Here is a 24835-nt window from a genome sequence, read left to right as displayed (position 1 = left end):
CGATGCCGCCGCGGACGGCACCTCCCCCGGACGCATTGCAATAGCCCCCGAGTGCAGGTGCGAGGCCACTCCCGGTTTGCCGATCACAGCATCACGAATGGAGAAACCCCCGCCGAGCGAAGCTCGACGGGGGTCTGTCTCGAGAGGACGCCCGGAAGCGCCCGTCAGGAAGCTCAGGCGGCTTCCGAGATGAACTTAACCGCGTCGCCGAAGGTCTGGATGGTCTCGGCCGCGTCGTCCGGGATCTCGATGCCGAACTCTTCCTCGAAGGCCATCACGAGCTCGACCGTGTCGAGGCTGTCCGCGCCGAGATCGTCGATGAACGAGGCATTCTCGGTCACCTTCTCCTCCTCGACGCCCAGATGCTCGACGACGATCTTCTTCACGCGATCAGCGATGTCGCTCATGTCACTTCCTCATTCGTTGCGGGAGGGTTCCCGGCTCGTTGTCCCTTGCCCTACTGGCAACTGGTGCAGTTGCGCCGGTGGCGGGCGCCCCGGCAACTTCTGTCGGGCCTATAGCAAGGCTCTTCCGCCAAGGCAAACGCTTTCCCGCGCCGAAAGTGCCGCATGCCCGGAGGCTTTTTCACAGCATCGCCATACCGCCGTTCACGTGCAGCGTGGCCCCCGTGACATAGCCCGCCTCGGGGCTGGCAAGGTAGAGAACGGCGGCCGCGATGTCGCCCGGCTCGCCCATGCGGCCCATCGGAACCTGGACCATGATCCGCGCCTTCTGCTCGTCATTCAGCTTGTCGGTCATCGCCGTCGCGATGAAGCCCGGCGCCACAGCATTGACCGTGATCCCCCGGCTCGCCACTTCCGCGGCGAAGCTCTTGGACATGGCGACGACACCCGCCTTCGAGGCGGCATAGTTCGCCTGCCCCGGATTGCCCGTCGCCCCCACGACCGAGGTGATGTTGATGATCCGGCCCCAGCGCGCCTTCATCATGCCGCGCAGCACGCCGCGGCAAAGCCGGAAGGTCGAGGTCAGGTTCACGTCGATCACCTGCGCCCAGTCCTCGTCCGACATGCGCATCGCCAGCTGGTCGCGCGTGATCCCCGCGTTGTTGACAAGGATGTCCACGGCCCCCATCGCCTCGGCCGCCTGCTTCGGCAGGGCCTCGACCGCTGCCGGGTCCGAAAGGTTGCAGGCCAGAACATGGGCACGGCTGCCCAGTTCGGCTGCCAGTTCCTCGAGCGGGGCCGTCCGGGTGCCCGAAAGCGCCACCGTCGCCCCCGCCGAATGGAGCGCACGGGCGATTCCGCCCCCGATCCCGCCCGAGGCGCCCGTGATCAGCGCCGCCTTTCCCGTCAGATCGAACATGTCCGTCTCCTCGTCCTGCCTTTCGCCGCCCTTTACCAGCCACGGCGGCACCGCGCCACCCGCCACCACTGCCCGCCTCCGCGACAGGATCGCCCGGGCCGCAAAGCGCGCGGAAGCCTACACAATCGCTTCGGGATCCGCCGATCCCGCAGGCGGCGGGGATCGCCACCGCCAGCCTTTCCCCCCTTGACCTCGGAGACGCGCCGGTGAAAACACCGCCATGGCAACCGCGATCCTCACCATCGACCTCGACGCCATCGCCGCCAACTGGCGTGCGCTGGACCAGATGACCGCCTCCGACTGCCAGACCGGCGCCGTCGTGAAGGCCGACTCCTACGGGCTTGGCGCCGCCAAGGTCGCCCATGCGCTGGCCCGCGCCGGCGCCCGCCGCTTCTTCGTCGCCGCCGCCGAGGAAGGCGCCGAGGTCCGCCGCGCGCTCGGCTCCGGCCCGCAGATCTGCGTCTTTTCCGGCCACATGGAAGGCGACACGCGGCTGATCGCCGACTTCGACCTGACGCCGATGCTGAACTCCATCGACCAGCTGACGCGCCATTTCGAGTCGCTCGGCGGCCATCCGTTCGGCATCCAGCTCGACACCGGCATGAACCGCCTCGGCCTCGAGCCGGTCGAATGGGAGGCCGTGGCCCCGACCGCGATCGCAGCAGGCCCCGAACTCCTGATGAGCCACCTCGCCTGCGCAGACGAGCCCGAGCACCCGATGAACGCGGCACAGCTTCGGGCCTTCCGCGCCATGACCGACGGCACGGGCCTGCCGCGATCGCTCTCGGCGACCGGCGGCCTGCTGCTCGGAGCCGATTACCACTTCGAACTGACGCGTCCCGGCATCGGCCTCTATGGCGGGCGGCCGTACGAGAACGCCCGCCCGGTCGTGCGGCTCTCGCTGCCCGTGGTGCAGGTGCGCGAGGTCGAGATCGGCGAAACCGTGGGCTACTCCAACACATGGACGGCGCAGCACACCTCGACCATCGCCACCGTGGCGGCGGGCTATGCCGACGGGCTGCCGCGCACGCTTTCCGGCAAGGCCACGCTCTACGCCGGCCGCGTGCCCTGCCCGCTCGTGGGCCGCGTCTCGATGGACCTCATCACCGTCGACGTGAGCCACCTGCCCGAAGTGCCCGAGACGCTCGACATCCTCGGCATTCACCAGACCCCGGACGACCTGGCCGACATCGGCGGCACCATCGGCTACGAGATCCTGACAAGCCTCGGCACCCGCTACCAGCGCCGCTACGGCGGGCTTTCGGCGTGAGCCTCGCCACGCCCATCGCAGCACTCGGCCGGGCGACGCTGGGCGCACTGGCCGCCATCGGCCGGATCGCGCTGTTCGCGGCCTCGGTGGTGGGCCACCTGTTCCGCCCGCCATTCTACCCGCGCGAGTTCCTGCACGCGCTCGTCCAGATCGGCTGGCTGTCGCTGCCCGTGGTCGGCCTGACGGCGCTCTTCACGGGAGGCGCGCTGGCACTCCAGATCTATTCGGGCGGTGCGCGCTTCTCCGCCGAGGCCGTGGTGCCCTCCATCGTCGCCATCGGCATGACGCGCGAACTTGGCCCGGTGCTCGGCGGCCTGATGGTGGCCGCCCGCGTCGCCTCCTCCATTGCGGCCGAGATCGGCACCATGAAGGTGACCGAGCAGATCGACGCGCTGGTGACGCTCTCCACCCATCCGCTGAAGTATCTCGCCGTCCCGCGCGTGCTGGCGGCAACGCTGGCCGTTCCGGTGCTGGTGGCGGTCGGCGACTCCATCGGTATCGCGGGCGGCTGGCTCGTCGGCGTGAACCGCCTCGACTTCAACTCGGCCACCTACCTCAAGAATACCGTGGACTTCCTCGAAGTCTGGGACGTGGGCTCTGGCCTCGTCAAGGGCGCGGCCTTCGGCTTCATCGTGGCCCTCATGGGCTGCTACCACGGCATGAACTCGGGCCGCGGCGCGCAAGGGGTAGGCCGTGCGACCAAATCCGCGGTGGTCGCGGCGTCGGTGCTGATCCTCGCCGCCAACTACCTGCTGACGGAGGTGTTCTTCACCTCATGATCGAGCTTTCCGGCGTCACCAAGTCCTTCGGGCCGAACCACGTCCTGCGGGGCATCGACCTCAAGGTCGAAAGCAACACCTCGATGGTGATCATCGGCGGCTCGGGCACGGGCAAGTCGGTGCTGCTGAAATGCATCCTCGGGCTCGTGCACATCGACAGGGGCCGCATCCTGCTCGACGGCGACGACGTGAGCCACGCCGAGCGCGACGCCTTCCTCGCGCGGTTCGGCATGCTGTTCCAGGGCGGCGCGCTCTTCGACTCGCTGCACGTCTGGGAGAATGTGGCCTTCCGCCTGCTCCGCGGCGCGCAGAAGCGCCCGAAGGCGGAGGCGCGCGAGATCGCCATCGAGAAACTGCGCCGCGTGGGCCTCGGGCCGCAGGTCGCCGACCTCTTCCCGGCCGAGCTTTCGGGCGGCATGCAGAAGCGCGTGGGCCTCGCCCGCGCCATCGCCGCCGAGCCCGAGATCATCTTCTTCGACGAGCCGACCACCGGCCTCGACCCGATCATGGCCGGCGTCATCAACGACCTGATCCGCGAGATCGTGACCGAGATGGGCGCGACGGCGATCACGATCACGCACGACATGACCTCGGTCCGCGCCATCGCGGACCACGTGGCCATGCTCCACCGCGGCAAGATCCGCTGGACCGGCCCCGTCTCGGATCTCGACACGACGCCGGACCCCTACGTGCAGCAGTTCATCCATGGCCGCGCCGAGGGACCGATCGAGGCGCTGCGCTAGGATGCTGCGCGCGGCCAACCTCGCGCTGCTCGTCCTCTTCCCCGTAGCCTGGTTCGCGCCGCTGATGCGGGCCGGCATGCTGCCCCTCTTCGGCCTGTCCGAGATCTCGGTGATCTCCGGCCTGCAATCGCTCTGGGGCACCGACGTCTACCTGGCGCTCCTGGTGACGGTCTTCGCGATCTTCGCGCCCTACCTCAAGACCATCGGTCTCGCGCTTCTGCACGCGGGGCTTCTCTCGGCCCGGGTGCTGCCGGCCCTGCACCTGCTCGGCCGCCTCGCGATGGCCGACATCTTCCTGATCGCGCTCTACATCGTGGTCATCAAGGGCGTGGGCCTCGCCACGGTCGAAACCGCCTGGGGCCTCTGGCTCTTCACCGGCTGCATCCTCGGCTCGCTCGCCATCTCGATGCTGTCGCCACGGCACTGAGTCGCCCGCTTGCGCCACCCGCCCCGAGCGGGCAAAAGGCGGCATGGCGAAATCCCAACCCAGCTTCACCTGTGCGGCCTGCGGCGCCGTCCATCGCAAATGGGCCGGCCGATGCGAGGCCTGCGGCGCCTGGAACTCGATCTCCGAGGAAGCGCCGCTGTCCACCGGGCCGCGCGCGCTCGGCGCGAAGGGCCGCGCCATCGCGCTCAGCGACCTCGCGACCGAGGAAGCCCCGCCGCCCCGCATCTCCTCGGGCCTCGACGAGCTTGACCGCGTGCTCGGCGGCGGCCTCGTCGCGGGCTCCGCCATCCTGGTCGGCGGCGATCCCGGCATCGGCAAGTCCACCCTGCTTCTGCAGGCCACCGCGAGCTTCGCGAGCCGCGGGGTGAAATGCCTCTACATCTCGGGCGAGGAAGCCTCGGCGCAGGTCCGCATGCGCGCGCAACGCCTCGGCCTCGGCACGGCCCCGGTGGCGCTCGGCGCCGAGACCAACCTTCGCGATATCCTGACCACGCTCGATGCCGAGCGTCCGGCGCTGGCCGTGATCGACTCGATCCAGACCATGTGGCTCGACAACGTCGAATCCGCCCCCGGCTCGGTCGCGCAGGTCCGCGCCTCGGCACATGAGCTGGTGACCTTCGCCAAGCGCCGCGGCGTGGCCGTCATCCTCGTGGGCCACGTCACGAAGGAGGGCCAGATCGCTGGCCCCCGCGTGGTCGAACACATGGTCGACACCGTCCTTTATTTCGAGGGCGAGCGCGGCCATCAGTTCCGCATCCTGCGCGCGGTCAAGAACCGCTTCGGCCCGGCCGACGAGATCGGCGTGTTCGAGATGACCGGCGGGGGGCTGGCGCAGGTCGCCAACCCCTCCGCGCTCTTCCTCTCCGACCGCGACCAGCCCGCCCCCGGCTCCGCCGTCTTCGCGGGAATCGAAGGCACGCGCCCCGTCCTGACCGAGATTCAGGCCCTCGTTGCGCCCTCGCCGCTCGGCACGCCGCGCCGCACCGTCGTCGGCCTCGACAGCGGCAGGCTCTCGACCATCCTTGCCGTGCTCGAGGCGCGCTGCGGCATTCCCTTCGCCGGGCTCGACGTGTTCCTGAATGTCGCCGGCGGGATGCGCGTCAACGAGCCCGCCGCCGACCTCGCCGTCGCGGCGGCCCTCGTCTCGGCACGGGAGGATGTGGCAATTCCGCCCGACATGGTGCTTTTCGGCGAGATCAGCCTTTCCGGCGCCCTCCGTCCCGTCGCGCAGACGGAAAGCCGCTTGAAAGAGGCCTCGAAACTTGGTTTCTCGCAGGCAGTCGCGCCGACCCGCTCGAAAATCGGGCGGGACGAGGGAATGCGGGTGCGTCAGATGCCCGACCTCACGGCATTCGTGGGCGAGTTGTTCGGGGCAGGCTAAGGGCCGAAGGAGCGGGCACATGGAAGGCTTCACCATCATCGACGCCGTGGTCGCGGCCGTCATCGTGCTGTCGGCGATCCTCGCCTATTCGCGCGGCGTCGTGCGCGAGTTCATGGCCATCGCGGGCTGGATCGGGGCGGCCGTCCTCGCCTTCGTCTTCGCGCCGCAGGCGCAGCCGCTGATCAAGGAGGTGCCGGTTCTCGGCGACTTCCTCGGTGACAGCTGTGAACTGGCGATCATCGCCTCCTTCGCGGCGGTCTTCGCGCTCGGCCTCGTGCTCATGTCGCTCTTCACGCCGCTGTTTTCCTCGGCGATCCGCAATTCCGCCCTCGGCGGCCTCGACCAGAGCCTCGGCTTTCTCTTCGGCGTCCTTCGCGGCGTGGTTCTCGTCGCGGTGGCGCTGATCGTCTACGACCGCGCGGTCGCCTCGGACACCATCCCCATGGTGGACAATTCGCGCTCGGCCAAGATCTTCGCCAGCTTCCAGCAGAACATCGACCGGTCCATCCCGACGGACGCGCCGGGCTGGATCGTCGCGCGCTACGAACAGCTGGTGGGAAGCTGCGCCGCGCCGCAGGGCGAAACACCCGCCCCCGCCGCTCCGGCCGCGCCCGCCCCGGCGCCCGCCAACTGATTTCTGCGCCGTTGTGAGGGTGACAGCGGCGTGACAAGCCACTACATGAGGGGCCAAACTCTCCCGGATTCGGAGCCCCCCATGCGCCCCTTCCCCAGCCACCCCTTCGACGATGACAAGTTGAAGGAAGAATGCGGCGTTTTCGGCGTGATCGGCGTGGCTGACGCGGCCAACTTCGTGGCGCTCGGCATGCACGCCCTCCAGCATCGCGGTCAGGAGGCGGGAGGGATCGTCTCCTATGACCCGCAGAACGGCTTCAACTCTGCCCGCCGCTTCGGCTACGTGCGCGACAACTTCACCGACGCCTCGGTGATGGCCACGCTGCCCGGCTCCATCGCCATCGGTCATGTCCGCTATTCGACCGCCGGTTCCAAGGGCGCCACCGCCATCCGCGACGTGCAGCCCTTCTTCGGCGAATTCGCCATGGGCGGCGCCGCCATCGCCCACAACGGCAACCTGACCAACGCCTCGGCGCTGCGCCGCGAACTGATCGAGCGCGGCTCGATCTTCCAGTCCTCGTCGGACAGCGAATGCATCATCCATCTCATGGCGCGCTCGATCCAGAAGAACATCCCCGAGCGGATGAAGGACGCGCTGCGCCGGGTCGAGGGTGCGTTCTCGGTGGTGGCCATGACCCGCACCAAGCTGATCGGCGTGCGGGACCCGCTGGGCGTGCGCCCGCTGGTGATCGGCAAGATCGGCGACGGCTGGGCGCTGTCGTCCGAGACCTGCGGCCTCGACATCATCGGCGCCGAATTCGTCCGCGAGGTCGAGCCCGGCGAGATGGTGGTGATCGACGAGAAAGGCATCGAGAGCTTCCAGCCCTTCGAGCGCCGCGCCTCGCGCTTCTGCATCTTCGAGCACGTCTATTTCTCGCGGCCCGATTCGATCCTCGGCGGCCGCTCGGTCTATGAAACCCGCCGCCAGATCGGCGTGGAACTTGCCAAGGAAGCCCCGGTCGATGCCGATCTGGTCTGCCCGGTGCCGGACTCGGGGACTCCGGCCGCCATCGGCTACAGCCAGCAGTCCGGCATCCCCTATGCCATGGGCATCATCCGCAACCAGTACATGGGCCGGACCTTCATCGAGCCGACCGAGCAGATCCGCAACATGGGCGTGCGGCTGAAGCTGAACGTCAACCGTGCGCTGATCAAGGGCAAGCGGGTGATCCTCGTGGACGACTCGGTCGTCCGCGGCACGACCTCCCGCAAGATCAAGGACATGATCCTCGACGCGGGTGCGGCCGAGGTCCACTTCCGCATCGCCTCTCCGCCGACCGCCTGGCCCTGCTTCTACGGCGTCGATACGCCCGAGCGCGCCAAGCTCCTTGCCGCCAACATGTCCGAGGACGAGATGCGCGACTGGATCGGCGTCGACTCGCTGCGCTTCATCTCGCTCGACGGCCTCTACCGCGCCGTGGGCGAGGCTGCCGGCCGCGATCCCAAGGCGCCGCGCTACTGCGATGCCTGCTTCTCGGGCGACTACCCCGTCGCGCCCTCCGACAAGATCGAGCAGGGCTTCGAGATGAAGGCGGCGCAGTAACCGCCCGCGGTCCTTGCACCCTTCCGCGTTTCCGGCCATAGGCTGAACGCGCCGCCCGCATCGCCGGCGGCGCGTTTTCACTTCGGAAGGCCGCCCAGATGAGCACCCTGCCCTCGCCCCGCATCGCCCTCGTCACCGGAGCCTCGCGCGGGCTCGGCACAGCGATCGCCGAAGAACTGGCGGTGGCGGGCTGGCATGTCGTCGCCGTCGCCCGCACCACCGGCGGGCTCGAGGATCTCGACGACCGCATCAAGGGCCGCCGTCCGGGGGCCGAGCCCGCGACGCTCGCGCCGATGGACGTGACGAATGACGATGCGATGCGCCACCTCTGCCGGTCGATCTTCGACCGCTGGGGCGCCGTGCATCTCTGGGTCCATGCCGCGATCCATGCAGCCCCCCTCTGCCCCGCCGGTCATCTCGAACCGAAGGACTGGGACAAGTCGATCGCGACGAACGTGCGCGCCACGGGCATCCTGATCCCGATGGTGGAGCCGCTTTTGCGCGCGGGTCAGGGGACTGCGCTGTTCTTCGACGATCCCCGCGGCGGCGAGCCCTTCTTCAGCGCCTATGGCGCCACCAAGGCCGCGCAGATCGCCCTCGCCCGCAGCTGGCAGGCCGAGACGAAGAAGATCGGCCCGCGCGTGGTCATCGAGACGCCGAAGCCGCTGCCGACCGCGACCCGCGGCCGCTTCTTCCCCGGCGAGGACCGCGACAAGCTGGCCGATCCCCGCTCCGAGGCCGAACGCATCCTCGCGCTGCTCTGAGCGACGCCTTCCGCTGAAGCGCCCCGCGCGGCCGGTCTTTCGCTTGCGTGTCCGCGCGTGGAGGTGCCTTCGGGACGGTTCCCGCGCGCTCAGCACCCGCCGGACAGCCGGGGCGCACTTCTCCAGACGTCAGGAAGCCCGCGCTCAGGACGCGCGGGCTTGCGGCCCTGCCTCAAGCGGCTGGTTCTCTTCGCGCGCGACCAGCACCGCAACCGGCTGGCCTCGGAACTCCACCGCCTCCGCCACGGCCTCTCCCGTCACCACATCGATCCAGTCGCCAGCCTCGGGCAGCGCGAGGCGCCGGTCCCTCCCCTGCGCCGGGTGCAGCACGCAAGCCACGAGCATGCGCATACCCCCGGCGCGGCGCAGAAAGGCGCAGAGACCCGGCCCCGCCTCCAGCGCCTCGTAGCTGCCGGCGCAGAACAGGTCGGGGTGGTCCCGTCGCAGCCGCAGCAGCGCCGCCGTCAGCGCGAGCTTCCGGGCACCATCCCCGGGAGCGGCCGCGGCAGGCAGACCCTCCAGCACCTGATCCAGCAACCGCTCGCGTAGCGCGAAATCCACCGCCCGCCGGTTGTCGGGATCGACGAGGCTCTGCTCCCACAACTCCGCGCCCTGATAGGTGTCCGGCACGCCCGGAACCGTCAGCTTCAGCACCGTCTGCACCAGCGTGTTGTGCAGGGCGTCGGGCGCCACCAGCCGGTTGAACTCCAGGAACGAGCGCAGGAAGGCGCTGCCCGGATCGCCCAGCGCCCGGCCGACGAAGGCGCAGACCGCGGCCTCGTAGTCCTCGTTTCCGAACACCCAGCGGGTATGGACGGAAGCCTCGCGCACCGACTTCAGGGCTGCCGCCTCGACCCGCGCCCGCAGGTCGGCCAGATCCTCCGCCGAGGGCGCCTCCTGCCAGTCGGCCGGCCAGACTCCGAAGAGCAACTGGAACAGGAAATAGGCATCGTTCCGGTCCACCGGCTGGGCCTCGTCGGCCAGCAGGCCGTGCCATTCGTCCACGGCGGCCGCCCAGCGGTCGGCGTGTCCGCTGATCGCCGCGATCCGCATCCGCGCATCCTCGCCGCGCTTGGTGTCATGCGTCGAGGTCGAGAGCATCGCCGCCGGCTCGCGCGCAAGCCGCGCCCGATTGGCCGCGTGGAACTCGTCCAGCGTCACTCCGAAGCGGCCCGGCTCGCTGCCGACCTCGTTCAGCGCGATCAGCCGCGCGTAGCGGTAGAGCGCGCGGTCCTCGAGCCCCTTTGCCGTCACTGGCCCGGTGAACTGCTGCAGGCGCATGGTGAAGGCCAGGATCTCGTCGCGCCTGTCCGGCAGCTCTTCCGCCAGATCGAGCGTCATGGCCGCCGCGATCAGGTCGAAGATCCCCGGGTCGATCTCCGGGGCATGCAGCCGCGCACGCTCCACCGCGGCCTCCACCCGCTTCCGGTCGGAAGACGATATTCCCGACACATCCACATAGGTCCGGTAGACGTCGAGCGATGCCACCACCTGCGACAGGCCGCCGCGCACCGCAGCGCGGCCGAAGTCGCGGCGGCGCGGATCCTCGGCCACCAGCGCCAGAAGGCGTTCTGTCAGGCTCTCCAGTTCCGCGGCCATGGGCTGCGCCATGATCTCGAGCTTGGCCTGATGCACCACTTCCGCCGGCGGCATGGTCTGCCCGGTGAATTCGGCGTGGATGCGTGTCAGGGCCTCCTCGCCCACGGGGTCGACGAGCAGCCCGACGGCGAGGTTGGCGAATTCGTATCCCGTGGTCCCGTCCGTCTGCCAGTCCTCGGGCAGGGACTCGTCCGGAGCGAGGATCTTCTCGACATAGAGCGGGAAGCGGCGGTCGAGCGAACCGCGCAGCCGCAGGCAATAGCCCTTGGGATCGACCAGCCCGTCGATATGGTCGATCCGGATGCCGTCGACCACGCCCTCCTCCATCAGCCGCAGGATCAGCCGGTGCACGCCCGCGAAGACCTCGGGCTTTTCGACACGGATGCCGGCAAGGTCGCTCATGGTGAAGAAGCGCCGGTAGTTGATCGCGTCGCTGTCGATCGAGAACTTCGCAGCGCGCCAGTTCTGCGCCTCGGCCAGCGCATCGAGCGCGGCCCAGCTGTCCAGATCGCCCTCCACGCCCCTGAAGGCCGCCAGGGCCGGCGTCGGATCCGCCTCGCGCAGCCGCTGCCGCAACTCGCTCCAGACCGGATCGGCGGGGCCCGCCTGCCCGGCTGCCTCGAAGTCGGCAGCCAGATCCTCGAACCCCGGCGCGGCGCGCAGGATCATCGCGTAGGTCCGGGGACAGACCGGCAGCTTGTGGGTGTCATGCGCCCAGACCGCGAAGGTGCCGCGCTCGGCATCATAGCGCAGCTCCAGCCCGCCCTGCGCCAGCACCTCGCCATAATGGTCCCCCAGGAAGGGCATCAGCACCTTGCCTGCAAGCCCCGGCGTCGCGCTCTCCCAGTCGATGTCGAACCAGCCCGCCACCGGGCTCTGCCGCCCCCATTCCAGCACGGAAAGCCAGAACACGTTGTCCGCGCCGCCCACCCCCATGTGGTTCGGCACGAAATCGACGATCAACCCGATCCCGTGATGACGCAACGTCGCCGCCATGGCCCGGAACTCCTCCTCCGATCCGAGGTCGGGGCTGATCAGGCTGTAGTGCACCCCATCGTAACCATGCGTGCTGCCCTCGCGCGCGGCAAGGATCGGCGAGGCGTAGAGATGGCTGATGCCGAGCCTGGCAAGATAGGGCGCGAGGCGCTGGGCATCCACGAAGCGGAAGGCCTGGGTGAACTGGATGCGGTAGGTGGCGCGAACGGTCATGTGGGCTCCCTTGGCCGCTCTGCGGCGAGCGCGCCAGCGATGTCGCGGAACAGCGGCGTGTCGGCGAGTTGCTCCAGCGGGACGCCAAGCTTGCGCCGCCAGTTCGGATATTCCGAGACGGTGGAAGGCACGTTCACCGGCGCCACCTCTCCTGCCATATCCTCGATGCGGACCGCGAAGAGCCGCGAGGGCGCGCGCGCAAGGTGGCGATGCACGGCCACGATCAACGCCTCCGGCGGGTTCTCGGGTCCGATCCGGTCGATCTCGTCCCAGGGCAGCAGCCCGGCATGGCCGAGATCCTCCAGCAACTGCCGCCGCTCGATCCGGCGGAAGTCGGCCTGATGCCGCGCCGCCTCGTCCGAGATCAGGTGGAAGCGCGCCCGGATCTCGACGTCGTCGCCGCGCCACCAGCCCCGGAAGGTCGGCAGGTCATGGGTGGACAGGCAGACCAGCGCCTCGCGCGGATAGTGCTGCGGGGCGATGTAGCCATGGTCGTGCCGCTCGAACAGCAGGATGCGGTAGGACAGGATGTTCATCTGCTGCATCACGCCGCGGAAGCCGTCCGGCACGTTGCCCAGATCCTCGCCGATGATGATCGTCCGGTTCCTGCGCGAGGCCCGCGCCAGCGCGCGCAGCATGTCCTCGACCGGGTAACGGGCATAGGTGCCCTGCGGCGCCGTCATCCCGTCCGGGATCAGGAACAGCTGCCAGACCCCCATGGCATGGTCGATGCGCAGGGCACCGGCCCGGCGCGTCGCATCCTCCATCAGTGCGGCGAAAGGCTCCGCGCGGCATTCGGCAAGCTTCACCGGCGAGAGCGGCGCCAGCCCCCAGTCCTGCCCCTGCGCGTTGAACCAGTCGGGCGAGGCGCCGATCCGCACCCCCGGCACTGCAAGGCTCGGGTCCGACCATGTGCTCGATCCGTCCGCAACCTCGCCCACCGCGAAATCGAGGTAGAGCCCGATCCGCATGCCCGCCGCGCGGCAGGCGTCGCGCGCCTCGCCCAGCTGGCGGTCGGCCAGCCATTGCAGCCAGACGTGGAAGTCAACCTCCTCCGCATGCTGCTCGGCAAAGGCACGAGCCGCGGGACCGCCCGAGTCGTGGAACGCCTCGGGCCAGCCGCGCCAGCCCGCGCCATGCCCTTCCGCCGCCATGCGGGCCGAGATCGCCTCGAACAGGGCGTGGCGGTGCAGAAGGTCTCCCCCATCTTCGCGGAACCGCGCGAAGTCCGCCGGATCGTGCGGCCTCGCCTGCCAGAGCACCCGCAGCGCGGCAAGCTTTGCCTCGGCCACCGCGGGGTAATCGACCAGCTCCGGCGCCCGCAGCGCGGCAAGGCTCTCCGGCGCCATCTCGGGCCGATAGCCCGGCACCCGGTCCACCGCGATGTAGAGCGGGTTCAGGAAGCGCCGGTTCGACGGCGAGAACGGGCTGGTATGTGCCGGGTTCGCAAGGAACAGCGCGTGCAGCGGGTTCAGCCCGATGAAATCAGCCCCCACCGCCCCGGCGATCCGCGCCAGCTCGCACAGGTCGGCGAAGTCGCCGATCCCCCAGTTGCGGCCCGAACGGATCTGGTAAAGCTGCGCGGCGATCCCCCAGAGCCGCATCTCGCCCTCGGGCATGAAGCAGGCCTCGCCCTCGGGTCCGCGCAGCACCGGCATCTGCCCCTCGGGCATCGGCCCCTCGGGCGGAATGCCGAAGGCCTCGAGCAGCCGGCGCAGCGTCTCGACCGGCGGCCGGATGAACTCGCCCCCGAGGGCGTGATAGCTGGGCTGGATGGCGACCCGGGCGGCCCGTTCTTCGATCGTTTCCGTCATGCTGGCTCCTGAAGCGTCACCAGCACCGAGCAGGGCGGCAGAACGCCGCCGGGTCCGGCACCGGGTGAGGCATGGATCACACGGCCCTCCGCCTCGGGCAAGCGCTGCTCGCGGTCGTCGAGGTTGGCGCGAAGCCGCAGCACCGCACCGGCGAGTTGCCAGTCGATGGCCACCAGATCGTCCGAGACATGCACGATCCGCCCGCCGTTCCCCGGCGCCCGTTCCAGATGCGGCACGATCTCGCGCTGCCGCGTGGCGATCAGGTCCCGCACGAACGAAAGCCACGACTGGCCACGCGCCGAGTCGCGATGCTCCCAGTCGATCCTCGAGGCCTGGAAGGTGCCGAGGGCATTCGGATCGGGCACAGTCCGGTCGAGGTCGAGGCCCTGGAAGGCGGAAAAATGCGCGAACTCGTGGCGCCGCCCGTTGCGCACCGCATCCGCCAGTTCGCCGGTAAAATCGGTGAAGAAGGTGAAGGGTCGCGTCTCGCCCCATTCCTCGCCCATGAACAGCAGCGGCACATGCGGCGATAGAAGCAGGATCGCCATCATGGCGCGCAGCTTGCCCTCGATCGCCAGCGTGGTCAGCCGCTCGCCGAAGGCACGGTTGCCGATCTGGTCGTGGTTCTGCAGGAAATCCACGAAGCAGAGCGGCGGCAGGTGACCCGACGGGCAACCCCGCGGCTCGCCCTCATGCTCGGAATGCTCGCCCTGATAGGCAAAGCCCTCCGCCAGCGCGCGGGCGTATTTCCTCCAGTGATCCTGGACGAAATCGCGGTAGTAGCCCTCCGTCTCGCCGGTCAGCAGCACATGGGCCACGTTGTGCAGGTCGTCGTTCCATTCGGCGGTGTGAAGCACGACCTCGCCGCCTGGCCCCCGCTCGTGCAGGCGGGTGATGTTGCGATTGTCCTCGGTCGTGAGGTGGATTGGCCGGTCAGGGATGGCGGCCCGAAGGGTGCGCGCCAGATCGACCAGCACCTCGGGATCGGACTCGGGATCGCGGATGTGGTCGGCGGCGTCGATGCGCAGGCCGTCGAAGCGGAATTCCGTCAGCCAGTAGAGCGCATTGTCGATGAAAAATCGCCGCACCGCCGGCAAGTGGTAGGCGATGGCGTCGCCCCAGGGCGTGTGCCGGTCGGGGTCGAAGAACGGCGGCGCATAGGCTCCCAGATAGTTACCCTCCGGGCCGAAGTGGTTGTAGACCACGTCCAGAACCACCGAGATCCCGAGGCGGTGCGCCGCGTCGATCAGCGCCTTCAGATCCTCGGGGCTGCCATAGTCCGGGTGCGGTGCATAGAGCAGCACCCCGTCATAGCCCCAGCCGCGGCGGCCCGCGAACTGCGCCACTGGCATGAGCTCGATCATCGTGATCCCGGTCTCGGCCAGATGCGGCAGCCGTTCCATGGCGGCGCGGAAGGTGCCCTCCGGGGTGAAGGTGCCGACATGGATCTCCATCAGGACCGTCTCGGCCCATGGGCGCCCCGCCCAGTCGGCAGTCCAGTCGAAACCCGGATCGATCAGACGCGACAGGCCATGGACATCGCCCGCCTGACGGCGGGCGGCCGGATCGGGCACCACCAGTCCGCTCTCCAGCACGAAGCCGTAGTCCATCCCCGGTTGCGCCGGCAGCGTCAGCTCGAACCAGCCGTCCTCCCCGGCCTGCATCGGATGATCCCGGCCGTCGAGGCGCAGGCGCAGGCTGCGCTGCCCCGGCGCCCAGAGCCGGAAGCACGCTTCCCCTGCCTCGAGCCGCGGTCCCCACGCCCAGTCGCTCATGCACCTTCCTCCAGAACCAGAAGCCCGCGTGGCGGCACCGGCAGCAGCGTCTCCGTCACCGGCACGGGCACGTCCGGCACATCGCCGCCCACCGTGTCGACGATCAGCCGCCAGGGACCCAGGGCCTCGGGCAGCGCGAACAGGACTTCCTCGAAATGGCTGTTCAGAAGCACGAGCGCCGACGGGCGCACCGCGATCAGCAGGCCCAGCGCGCGGGCGGAGGGATTGTGCCAGTCCTCGGGGGCCATGTCCCCGCCGTCCGGCCTCAGCCAGCGCACCTCGACCGGCCGCCGCCCCTCGGACGCCTTGTGCAGGAACGAGGCGTGCCGGAACGCGGGGCGACTCTTTCTCAGCGCGATCAGCTTGCGGGTGAAGTCGAAGAAGGCCGCGTCGCGCTCGGACGGATCGTCGAGCTTCAGCCAGTTCATCGCGTTGTCCTGGCAATAGGCGTTGTTGTTGCCGTCCTGGCTGCGCCCCACCTCGTCGCCCATCAGGATCATCGGCGTGCCCTGCGACAGAAGCAGCGTGGCCATCATCGCCCGCCGCATCCGGTCGCGCAGGTCCAGGATCTCCTCGTCGTCGGTAGGCCCCTCGGCGCCGCAGTTCCAGCTGCGATTGTCGGAATGGCCATCGCGGTTGCCCTCCTCGTTGGCCTCGTTGTGCTTGTGGTTGTAGGAGACGGTGTCGGCCAGCGTGAAGCCGTCGTGCGCCGTGATGAAGTTCACGCTTGCCCAGGGCCGCCGGCCGCGCCGGTCGAAGAGATAGGCGGTGCCCAGAAGATGCGAGGCGAGCCCCGGAAGTTCTCCGGCATCGCCCTTCCAGTAGGAGCGGACGGTGTCGCGATACTGGTCGTTCCACTCCGCCCAACCGGGAGGGAAATTGCCGAGCTGATAGCCGGAATGTCCGGTATCCCACGGCTCCGCGATCAGCTTCACGCGCCCCAGCACGGGGTCCTGCCGGATCGCATCGAGAAAGACCGCGTTCGGGTTGAAGCCCTGCCGGTCGCGTCCCAGCGAGGTCGCGAGATCGAAGCGGAACCCGTCGACGTGGCAGGCCTCGACCCAGTAGCGCAAGCTGTCCATCACCATCTGCAGCACCCTCTGGTGCCCGAGGTTCACCGTGTTGCCGCAACCCGTGGTGTCGTAGTAGTAGCGCCGGTCGTCACCGAGCATGTAGTAGCTGGCATTGTCGATCCCCTTGAAGGACAGCGTGGGCCCCAGATGGTTGCCCTCGGCGGTGTGGTTGTAGACCACGTCGAGGATCACCTCGATCCCCGCCTCGTGCAGCCGGCGCACCATGAGCTTGAACTCGTGCACGCCCCCGCCCGGCGAGATGTAGCGGGTGGCCGGGGCGAAGAAGCCGATGGTGTTGTAGCCCCAGTAGTTCCTGAGGCCCTTCTCGATCAGGTAGCGATCGTCGAAGAAGGCCTGCGTGGGCATCAGCTCGATCGCGGTCACGCCCAGCTTCACCAGATGGTCGATCGCGGCCGGATCGGCGAGCGCCGCGAAGCTGCCGCGCACGCGGTCCGCGATGCGGGGGTTGAGCGCGGTCATCCCCTTCACATGCGCCTCGTAGATGATGGTCTCGGGCCAGGGCGTGCGCGGGGCGATGTCGGGCCCCCATGTCACCGCCGGGTCCACCACCACGCATTTCGGCATGACGAAGGCCGAGTCCCGCCGGTCGAACGACAGGTCGCCGCGCGAGTTGCCCATGCGGTAGCCGAAGACCGCGTCGTGCCAGACGATCTCACCCTGCAGCATCAGCGCATAGGGGTCGATCAGCAGCTTGTTCGGATTGAAGCGCAGGCCATTGTGCGGCTCGTAGGGTCCATGCACGCGGTAGCCGTAAAGCTGGCCCGGCCGGACCTCGGGCAGGTAGCCGTGCCAGACCTCGTGCGTCTGTTCGGGCAGGGCCACGCGCGCGATCTCGCGCCGTCCGCGTGCGTCGAACAGGCAAAGCTCGACCTTGCTCGCATTGGCGGAAAAGATGGCGAAGTTCGTCCCCGACCCGTCCCATGTCGCCCCCAGGGGAAAGGGGCTGCCCTCGCGGAGCGCAAAGTTCATGCAGGCATCACCATGATCGTCGCCAGGGGTGGAAGGGTCAGTCGCAGCGAGAACGGCCGGCCATGCCACGAGGTTTCCTCGGCGCGCAGCGTTCCCGGATTTCCGACGTCCGAGCCGCCATAGATCCCGGCATCGCTGTTCAGGATCTCGCGCCAGTCGCCGCCCTGCGGCACGCCGATGCGGTAGTCGTGCCGGACCACGGGCGTCAGGTTGCAGACAGCAAGTACCGGCGGCTCGCCCGGCGCCTTGCGCAGGAAACTCAGCACGCTGTTCTCGGCGTCGCCCGCATCGACCCACTCGAACCCCTCGGGATCGCAGTCCAGCCGGTGCAGCGCGGGATGACGGCGGTACTCGCGGTTCAGGTCCGCGACCAGCTTCCGGACGCCGGCATGCAGCGGATCGTCGAGAAGGTGCCAATCGAGCGAGGCGTCGTGGTTCCACTCGCGCTCCTGCGCGAACTCGCAGCCCATGAACAGGAGCTTCTTGCCGGGATGGGCCCACATGAAGCCGAAATAGGCCCGCAGGTTCGCGAACTTCTGCCAGCGGTCGCCTGCCATCTGGCCGATCAGCGAGCCCTTGCCGTGCACCACCTCGTCATGACTCAAGGGCAGCACGAAGTCCTCCGAGAAGGCATAGACGAGGCCGAAGGTCAGGTCGTTCTGGTGGAACTTCCGGTAGATCGGATCGCGCCGGAAGTAGCCCAGCGTGTCGTGCATCCAGCCCATGTTCCACTTGAACGCGAAACCGAGGCCGCCCTCCTCGACGGGACGGCTCACCTGCGGGAAAGCCGTGGACTCCTCGGCAATGGTCACGCAGCCGGGATGGTCCTGCCGGACCCGCTCGTTCACGTCGCGCAGGAACTGGATCGCCTCGAGGTTCTCGCGCCCGCCGAGGCGGTTCGGCACCCACTCCCCCTCGCGGCGCGAATAGTCGAGGTAGAGCATCGAGGCCACCGCATCGACCCTGAGCGCATCGATGTGGAAGCGGTCGAGCCAGAAGATCGCGGAGCTCTGCAGGAAATTCGACACCTCCTGCCGGCCGAAATTGTAGATCTGGGTGTTCCAGTCGCGATGGAAGCCCTGCCGAGGGTCGGCGTGGTCGTAGAGATGCGTGCCGTCGAAATTTGCCAGACCATGCGCGTCCGAGGGGAAATGCGCCGGCACCCAGTCGAGGATCACCCCGATCCCGTCGCGGTGCAGCCGGTCCACCAGCCGCCCGAACGCCTCGGGCGTGCCGAACCGCGCGGTCGGCGCGAAGAGCCCGATCGGCTGGTAACCCCATGATCCGGTGAAGGGATGCTCGCTGATCGGCAGGAACTCGACATGGGTGAAGCCCATCTCGCGGACGTAGCCGGACAGCTGATCGGCCAGCGCGTCATAGTCCAGACCCTGACGCCACGACCCGGCATGAACCTCGTAGATCGAGATCGGCGCGTCTCGCCGCTGTCGGCGGTCGCGCTCCTGCAGCCAGCCGGCATCGTGCCAGTCGATCGCGGGCAGGCCGTGGATGATCGAGGCGGTGGCCGGCGGCAGTTCCTGCGAGAAGGACAGGGGGTCGGTCTTCAGCGGCAACCTCTCGCCCGAGGGGCCGAGGATCTCGTATTTGTAAAGCTCGCCCGTCTTCAGCCCCGGAATGAACAGATCCCACACCCCCACCCCGATCCGGCGGCGCATCGTATGGCGGCGCCCGTCCCAGGCGTTGAAGGCGCCCACGACCGAAACACGGCGCGCGTTGGGGGCCCAGACCGCGAAAGCCACGCCCTCGACGCCCTCGACCGTGGCCGGATGCGCGCCGAGGCGGGTGTAAAGCTTGTGATGGCGCCCCTCGCCCAGCAGATGTTCGTCAAGCTCGCCCAGCAGCGGCGGGAAGCGATAGGGGTCGTCCGCCTCCCAGACATGCGGGCCGGAGCAGAGCCGGAGCCGGTAGGGAAACCTCTCCTGCCCCGGCACGATGCCGGCGAAGAACCCCTCGGCACCGATCCGGGCCAGTTCGGCCACTGCTGCGCCCGACGCGTCGAGGACCGTGGCCTCCGCCGCCTGCGGCGCGAAGATCCGCACCGTCAGCGGATCGCCGCCGCCGCCATGCATCCCGAGGACGGAGAACGGGTCGCCATGCGTCCCGCGCATGATCGCCGCCACGTCGCTTTCGGGGACGAGGTCCACGGGCTTTCGGGTCACGTTCATGCCGCCTCGCTGTCCAGGATCTCGATCAGGCCGCGCAGCGGGATGCCCACCCAGGCCGGCCGGCTGCCCAGCTCATAGGAGGTCTCGTAGACCGCCTTCTGCACGAGGAAGAGGTCGAGCAGCGCCGCCCTGTGCTTCGGGTCGGCGGGCAGGCTGGGCAGGTCGACGGTTCCCGCCTCGTAAGCGGCAAGGAACTCGGCCCGCGCCATGCGCCGCCAGTCCTCGGCCCGCTGCAAGGCAAGCTCCGCCGCCGGCCCGAAGCTTTCCGAATGCCGCAGCAGCGCGCCCGCCGCCGCATAGTCGAACGATCGCAGCATCCCCGCCACATCGCGCAGCGGCGAGGATTTCCGGCGCCGCTCGTCCAGGCTGCGGCGCGGCTCGCCCTCGAAATCGATGATCGCCACATCGTCCTGCGCCAGCAGGACCTGGCCCAGGTGATAGTCGCCGTGGATGCGCGAGAGCGCGCCCGAAGGTGTCCCGTCCTCGATCCGCCGCAGGCGTTCCAGCAGAACCTCGCGCCGGGACAGGACGGCCTCGGCCAGCGGCCGGGTCTCGTCGGCAAGCGTGCCAAGCTGGCGTTCCAGCACCCGCAGCATCGCGCGCGCCTCATCCGCCGCCCCGCGGGCCCAGCCGCCCTGGATCTCGGGCGTCAGCGGCTCGAGTTGGAAGGCCGGATCCTCGGTCGGCGTTGCGAAGGCGCGGTGCAGTTCGGCCGTCCGCTGGCCCAGAAGCCCCGCGATGGTCAGCGGGAACGAGAACACATCCGAGGCCGCGGCCGGCGTCTCCGTCGTGCTCCAGGCGCCGTGCTCGGACAGGTCGCGCACCAGCGCATCCAGCACCGCCCGCCAGGCATCGCCCATGTTGGCGACATAGGCAAAGGCCGAGGCCAGCACCGTCGGCGGCCCGTCCTGCGGACGCAGGCACGCGACGCCGAGGAACCGCGGGGTATGCGTGAACCCGGCCTCCTCGGTCAGGAACCGGGCCACCTCGACATCCGGCTGCTCGCCCGGTTGCAGGCGGCGGTAGAGCTTTAGGATCAGCCGGTCCGAGAAGGCGATCGAGATGTTCGACTGCTCGGCGCCCAGATAGCGCGGCTCACCCGGCTCCGCGATCTGGCCCAGCGCCTCGCCCGAGTCGAACACCACCTCGCCCGCGGGACCCGCCACCCGCCGGCCCTGCCGCAGTGCGTCGAGCAGCGCGACCGCCATCCGGTCGTCCAGCGCGCCATCGATCAGCGCGCCGACCTGCGCCCCCCGCCGCACCTTGGCAAGCGTATAGCTCAGCTTGGGCGCCCCCGCCCGAAGCTGCTCCTCGCCCCAGATGGTGGAGAGCGGCAGGAAATACTGCTGGCTTTCGCCGCCGACCTGCGCCTCGAGCCGCACGAGCGCGTGGCCGTCCGAAAGCGAGCCCAGCGCGGCGAGCGAGACCTTGCCGATCCGCTCCTCCTTAGCCGCGAACCACCGCTGCAACGGCAGCCAGCTCGGCAGGACGTCGGTCTCGAGCTGGCCCTTCTCGCGCCCCGTCACCGCGGTCTCGGCCCGCCCGTCCCGCGTGGTCAGCGTGATGAACTCGGGCAGCGTCTCGGGCATCGGCTGGTGCCAACTCGGCAGCGCCTGCTGGTCGCTCAGGACGAACCAGTAGAAGCCATAGGGCGGCAGCGTCAGCATGTAGGGCAGCTCGCCCACCGGCGGGAAGGCCGAACGCCCGGTCAGTTCCACGGGCACGGCGCCGCGGAACCGCGACAGGTCCAGCTCGACCGCCTGCGCGGTATCGGCAAGATTGGCCACGCAGAGGATGTCGGTCCCCTCGTGGCTGCGCACATAGGCCAGCACCTTGCGGTTGCGCGGGTAGAGCAAGGCCATCGTGCCGCGTCCGAAGGCGGAATGCTGCTTTCTCACGGTGATCAGCCGCCGCATCCAGTTCAGGAGCGATGACGGATCGGCCGCCTGCGCCTCGACGTTGATCGCCTGATGGCCGTAGACCGGGTCCAGGATTACCGGCAGGTAAAGCTGCTGCGGATTGCAGCGCGAGAAGCCGCCGTTCCGGTCGGCCGACCACTGCATTGGCGTGCGCACCCCGTCGCGGTCGCCGAGATAGTAGTTGTCGCCCATGCCGATCTCGTCGCCGTAATAGATGATCGGCGTGCCGGGCATGGTCATCAGCATCTGGTTCAGAAGCTCGATCTTGCGCCGGTCGTTCTTCATCAGCGGCGCAAGCCGGCGCCGGATGCCGAGGTTGATCCGCGCGCGGGCATCCTCGGCATAGAAGCGCCACATGTAGTCGCGCTCCTCGGCCGTCACCATTTCCAGTGTCAGCTCGTCATGGTTGCGCAGGAAGATCCCCCACTGGCACGGTTCGGGGATCTCGGGCGTCTGGCGGATGATGTCGGTGATCGGGTGCCGGTCGGCCTGCGCGAGCGCCATGTACATCCGCGGCATCAGCGGGAAGTGAAAGCCCATGTGGCACTCGTCGCCCTCGCCGAAATAGGGGCGCGTGTCCTCGGGCCACTGGTTCGCCTCGGCCAGAAGCATCCGGTCGGGGAAATGCGCGTCGAGGTCGGCGCGGATCCGCTTCAGCACGTCATGCGTCTCGGGCAGGTTCTCGTTGTTGGTGCCCTCGCGCTCGACCAGATAGGGAATGGCATCGAGCCGGAGGCCATCCACCCCCATCTCCAGCCACATCCGCATGACCTTCAGCACTTCCTCGAGCACCCTCGGGTTGTCGAAGTTCAGGTCGGGCTGGTGCGAATAGAAGCGGTGCCAGTAATAGGCGCCCGCCACCGGGTCCCATGTCCAGTTCGACTTTTCCGTGTCGAGAAAGATGATCCGCGTCTCGGGGAATTTCTGGTCGGTGTCGCTCCAGACATACCAGTCGCGCGCGACCGAGCCCGGACGCGCCCGCCGCGCCCGCTGGAACCAGGGATGCTGGTCCGAGGTGTGGTTGATCACCAGTTCCGTGATGACCCGCAGACCACGCCTGTGCGCCTCCTGCACGAACAGCTTGAAGTCGCGCATCGCGCCATAGGACGGGTTGATCGAGCGGTAGTCCGAGATGTCATAGCCGTCGTCCCTCAGCGGCGAGGGGTAGAACGGCAAGAGCCAGATCGCCGTCACGCCCAGCGCCTGCACATAGTCCAGCCGCTGCATCAGCCCGGCGAAATCGCCGATCCCGTCGCCGTTGGCGTCCTGGAAGGCCTTGATATGCAACTGGTAAATGATCGCATCCTTGTACCAGTCGCTTTGACTGCGATCGATGCCGTCGGTCCTGCGGACCGCGACCGTGGCGGGCGGCACCGGCTGGTTCATCGCGGCATCCCCGGGGCGATGAGGCGCCAGATCGCATAGGGCCGGGTCTGCGGCTCAAGCTCCAGCCACTGCCACTTGCCGTGCCAGGTAAACCGGTTGCCGTTCAGCAGGTCCTCGACTTCCACCGACGCCTCGTCAGGCAGGCCGAACTCCCACAGCGGCACCTCGAAGCGGAAGCCCTGGGTGTGATGCGGGTCGAGGTTGACGTGGAACAGCAGGAAGTCGCGCTTGTCCTCGGTGCTCTTGCCATAGGCGAGCACCGCGTCGTTCTGCGCCTCGTAGAACCGCAGCCGCGTGAAGTCGCGCATCGCGGGATGGGTGCGGCGGATGTGGTTCATCAGCCGGATATCGTCCTGGATGTGCCCGGGCCGGTCGAAGTCCCAGACGCGCAGCTGATACTTCTCGGAGTTGAAATATTCCTCCTTGCCCGGCACCGGCGTCGCCTCGCAGATCTCGTAGCCGTTGTAGATGCCGTAGTTGCCCCCCAGCGTCGCGGCGAGCGCGAGACGCACGCGGAAACCGGGGCGGCCCGAGTGCTGCAGATAGACCGGGTTGATGTCCGGGGTATTGGCGAAGAAGTTCGGCCGCATGTAGTGGCGGCAATCCTCGGTCGTCAGCTCCGTCAGGTAATCCGTCAGCTCCTGCTTCGCATTGCGCCAGGTGAAGTAGGAATAGCTCTGCGAATAGCCAACCTTGGCCAGCCGCTTCATCACCTTCGGCCGCGTGAAGGCCTCGGCCAGGAAGATCACATCGGGGTGTTTCGCCCGCACCTCCTCGATCATCCATTCCCAGAACGGGAAGGGCTTGGTGTGCGGATTGTCCACCCGGAAGATCTTCACGCCCTTGCCCACCCAGAACAGCACGATGTCGCGCAGCGCGAGCCACAGGTCCGGGATCGCCCCGCGGTAGAAATGGACGTTGACGATGTCCTCGTATTTCTTCGGCGGATTCTCCGCGAACTTGATCGTCCCGTCCGGGCGCCAGTCGAACCATTCCGGATGCTCCCTGATCCAGGGATGGTCCGGCGCGCATTGGATGGCGAAGTCCAGCGCGATTTCCAGCTCATGCGTCCGGGCGGCCTCGACCAGCCGTGCGAAATCGTCGAAATCGCCCAGTTCGGGGTGGATCGCATCATGCCCGCCCTCGTCCGAGCCGATGGCATAGGGCGAGCCCGGATCGTCCGGCTCGGGCGTCAGCGAGTTGTTGCGCCCCTTCCGGTTCACCCGCCCGATCGGATGGATCGGGGTGAAATAAAGCACGTCGAAGCCCAGGTCGCGGACATAGGGCAGCTTGCGGATCACATCGTCGAAAGTGCCATGACGAGAAGGATCACCCGATTGCGAGCGCGGCATCATCTCGTACCACGCCGAGAAGGCGGCGGCCTCGCGATCGGCGAACAGCGGCAGCACCTTGTAGCAGGTCAGGTTGGTGCGCGGAGCCGAGCGCCGCATGGCCTCGGACACCTCGGGCGCGGTCAGGCACGCAAGCCGCTCGCCCTCGTCGGCCAGATCGGCATCCTCGGCCAGAAGGCGGTCGAACAGCGCGCGATCCTCGGGTTCGGCATCCTCGACGGCCTCGATCAGGCGCCGCCCCTCCTCCAGCTCCAGCGCGATCTTCTGGCCTGCGGCGTGCTTCTTCGCCACCTCCTTCCGCCACGTCGCGAACAGGTCGCGCCAGGCGAGGAAGGTCACCTCGTGCGCGTCGTTCTCGGCAAAGGTCACCCGCGCGCGCCAGCGATCGTTGACGAGAAACTCCATGCGGACCTCGGTCCAGCCCTCGGTGCCCCTCCGCCGGTGCAGGACCACCGCATCCACGCTGTCATGTCCGTCGCAGAAGATGTCGGCCTCGATGGTGACCGGGCGGCCCGCCACCGCCTTGGCCGCAAAGCGCCCGCCGTCGATCTCGATGTTCACGCCCTCGATCGCGAGCCGGCTGCCGGCAAGCATCATAAGCCGCTCGTCTGGCGCCGCGCGCAGCGGTGCAGGCGCGCCGCGCGTGGCCGA

At 68.6% G+C, this 24835-nt stretch carries 17 protein-coding genes; 8 read left to right on the top strand and 9 right to left on the bottom strand.

Going from position 1 to position 24835, the window contains the following annotated elements:
* Nucleotides 1-173: 173 nt before the first annotated feature.
* Nucleotides 174-407 carry an acyl carrier protein gene (locus tag CK951_RS06000; protein WP_002719616.1) on the bottom strand — a complete coding sequence of 78 codons (234 nt, stop codon included), beginning with the start codon at nucleotides 405-407 and terminating at the stop codon, nucleotides 174-176.
* A 178-nt stretch (nucleotides 408-585) separates the two neighbouring features.
* A complete protein-coding gene (gene fabG, locus CK951_RS05995; protein WP_096787176.1) occupies nucleotides 586-1323 on the bottom strand; it encodes a 3-oxoacyl-ACP reductase FabG in 738 nt (245 codons plus the stop codon).
* Between the two features lie 220 nt (nucleotides 1324-1543).
* Here fabG and alr point away from each other — a divergent pair, with 220 nt between their 5' ends.
* The 8 genes from alr to CK951_RS05955 all read left to right on the top strand — a co-directional run bounded on the left by alr (nucleotide 1544) and on the right by CK951_RS05955 (nucleotide 8884).
* A complete protein-coding gene (gene alr, locus CK951_RS05990) occupies nucleotides 1544-2593 on the top strand; it encodes an alanine racemase (RefSeq protein WP_096785290.1) in 1050 nt (349 codons plus the stop codon).
* Nucleotides 2590-3372, top strand: coding sequence for an ABC transporter permease (locus tag CK951_RS05985; protein WP_096785289.1), 783 nt, complete (start codon nucleotides 2590-2592; stop codon nucleotides 3370-3372). The genes alr and CK951_RS05985 overlap by 4 nt, the downstream gene beginning before the upstream one ends.
* Nucleotides 3369-4115, top strand: coding sequence for an ABC transporter ATP-binding protein (locus tag CK951_RS05980; RefSeq protein WP_096785288.1), 747 nt, complete (start codon nucleotides 3369-3371; stop codon nucleotides 4113-4115). Before CK951_RS05985 ends, CK951_RS05980 begins: the two co-directional genes overlap by 4 nt.
* Before the next feature lies 1 nt (nucleotide 4116).
* Nucleotides 4117-4542 carry a paraquat-inducible protein A gene (locus CK951_RS05975; protein ID WP_096785287.1) on the top strand — a complete coding sequence of 142 codons (426 nt, stop codon included), beginning with the start codon at nucleotides 4117-4119 and terminating at the stop codon, nucleotides 4540-4542.
* Nucleotides 4543-4585: 43 nt separating this feature from the next.
* Nucleotides 4586-5944: a DNA repair protein RadA gene (gene radA, locus CK951_RS05970; RefSeq protein WP_096785286.1), complete on the top strand. Its 1359-nt coding sequence runs from the start codon at nucleotides 4586-4588 to the stop codon at nucleotides 5942-5944.
* 19 nt (nucleotides 5945-5963) lie between these two features.
* Nucleotides 5964-6578 carry a CvpA family protein gene (locus tag CK951_RS05965; protein WP_096785285.1) on the top strand — a complete coding sequence of 205 codons (615 nt, stop codon included), beginning with the start codon at nucleotides 5964-5966 and terminating at the stop codon, nucleotides 6576-6578.
* Between the two features lie 81 nt (nucleotides 6579-6659).
* Nucleotides 6660-8120: an amidophosphoribosyltransferase gene (gene purF / locus CK951_RS05960; protein WP_096785284.1), complete on the top strand. Its 1461-nt coding sequence runs from the start codon at nucleotides 6660-6662 to the stop codon at nucleotides 8118-8120.
* 98 nt (nucleotides 8121-8218) lie between these two features.
* The gene (locus CK951_RS05955; RefSeq protein ID WP_096785283.1) at nucleotides 8219-8884 is read left to right on the top strand and encodes an SDR family oxidoreductase; all 666 of its coding nucleotides are present in this window, start codon (nucleotides 8219-8221) and stop codon (nucleotides 8882-8884) included.
* A gap of 144 nt (nucleotides 8885-9028) precedes the next feature.
* Here the strand turns inward: CK951_RS05955 and treY are convergent, their stop codons facing one another.
* Genes treY through CK951_RS05920 form a run of 7 tightly spaced genes read right to left on the bottom strand, consistent with a single transcriptional unit; the run spans nucleotide 9029 to nucleotide 24781 of the window.
* Entirely contained in the window at nucleotides 9029-11692 is a 2664-nt protein-coding gene (treY, locus tag CK951_RS05950) for a malto-oligosyltrehalose synthase (protein WP_096785282.1), read from the bottom strand.
* Nucleotides 11689-13506, bottom strand: a complete 1818-nt coding sequence (malQ, locus tag CK951_RS05945) for a 4-alpha-glucanotransferase (RefSeq protein WP_096785281.1) — start codon at nucleotides 13504-13506, stop codon at nucleotides 11689-11691. The genes treY and malQ overlap by 4 nt, the downstream gene beginning before the upstream one ends.
* The gene (gene treZ, locus CK951_RS05940; protein WP_096785280.1) at nucleotides 13503-15281 is read right to left on the bottom strand and encodes a malto-oligosyltrehalose trehalohydrolase; all 1779 of its coding nucleotides are present in this window, start codon (nucleotides 15279-15281) and stop codon (nucleotides 13503-13505) included. The genes malQ and treZ overlap by 4 nt, the downstream gene beginning before the upstream one ends.
* Entirely contained in the window at nucleotides 15278-17344 is a 2067-nt protein-coding gene (glgX, locus tag CK951_RS05935; protein ID WP_096785279.1) for a glycogen debranching protein GlgX, read from the bottom strand. Before glgX ends, treZ begins: the two co-directional genes overlap by 4 nt.
* Nucleotides 17341-19527, bottom strand: coding sequence for a 1,4-alpha-glucan branching protein GlgB (gene glgB, locus CK951_RS05930; RefSeq protein ID WP_096785278.1), 2187 nt, complete (start codon nucleotides 19525-19527; stop codon nucleotides 17341-17343). The genes glgX and glgB overlap by 4 nt, the downstream gene beginning before the upstream one ends.
* Nucleotides 19524-22832: a maltose alpha-D-glucosyltransferase gene (gene treS, locus CK951_RS05925; RefSeq protein WP_096785277.1), complete on the bottom strand. Its 3309-nt coding sequence runs from the start codon at nucleotides 22830-22832 to the stop codon at nucleotides 19524-19526. Before treS ends, glgB begins: the two co-directional genes overlap by 4 nt.
* Nucleotides 22829-24781, bottom strand: coding sequence for an alpha-1,4-glucan--maltose-1-phosphate maltosyltransferase (locus CK951_RS05920; protein WP_096787175.1), 1953 nt, complete (start codon nucleotides 24779-24781; stop codon nucleotides 22829-22831). The genes treS and CK951_RS05920 overlap by 4 nt, the downstream gene beginning before the upstream one ends.
* Nucleotides 24782-24835: the final 54 nt, after the last annotated feature.

The sequence above is a fragment of the Rhodobacter sp. CZR27 genome, assembly GCF_002407205.1.
GTDB lineage: Bacteria > Pseudomonadota > Alphaproteobacteria > Rhodobacterales > Rhodobacteraceae > Cereibacter_A.
This window is presented reverse-complemented; position numbering and strand designations above follow the sequence as displayed.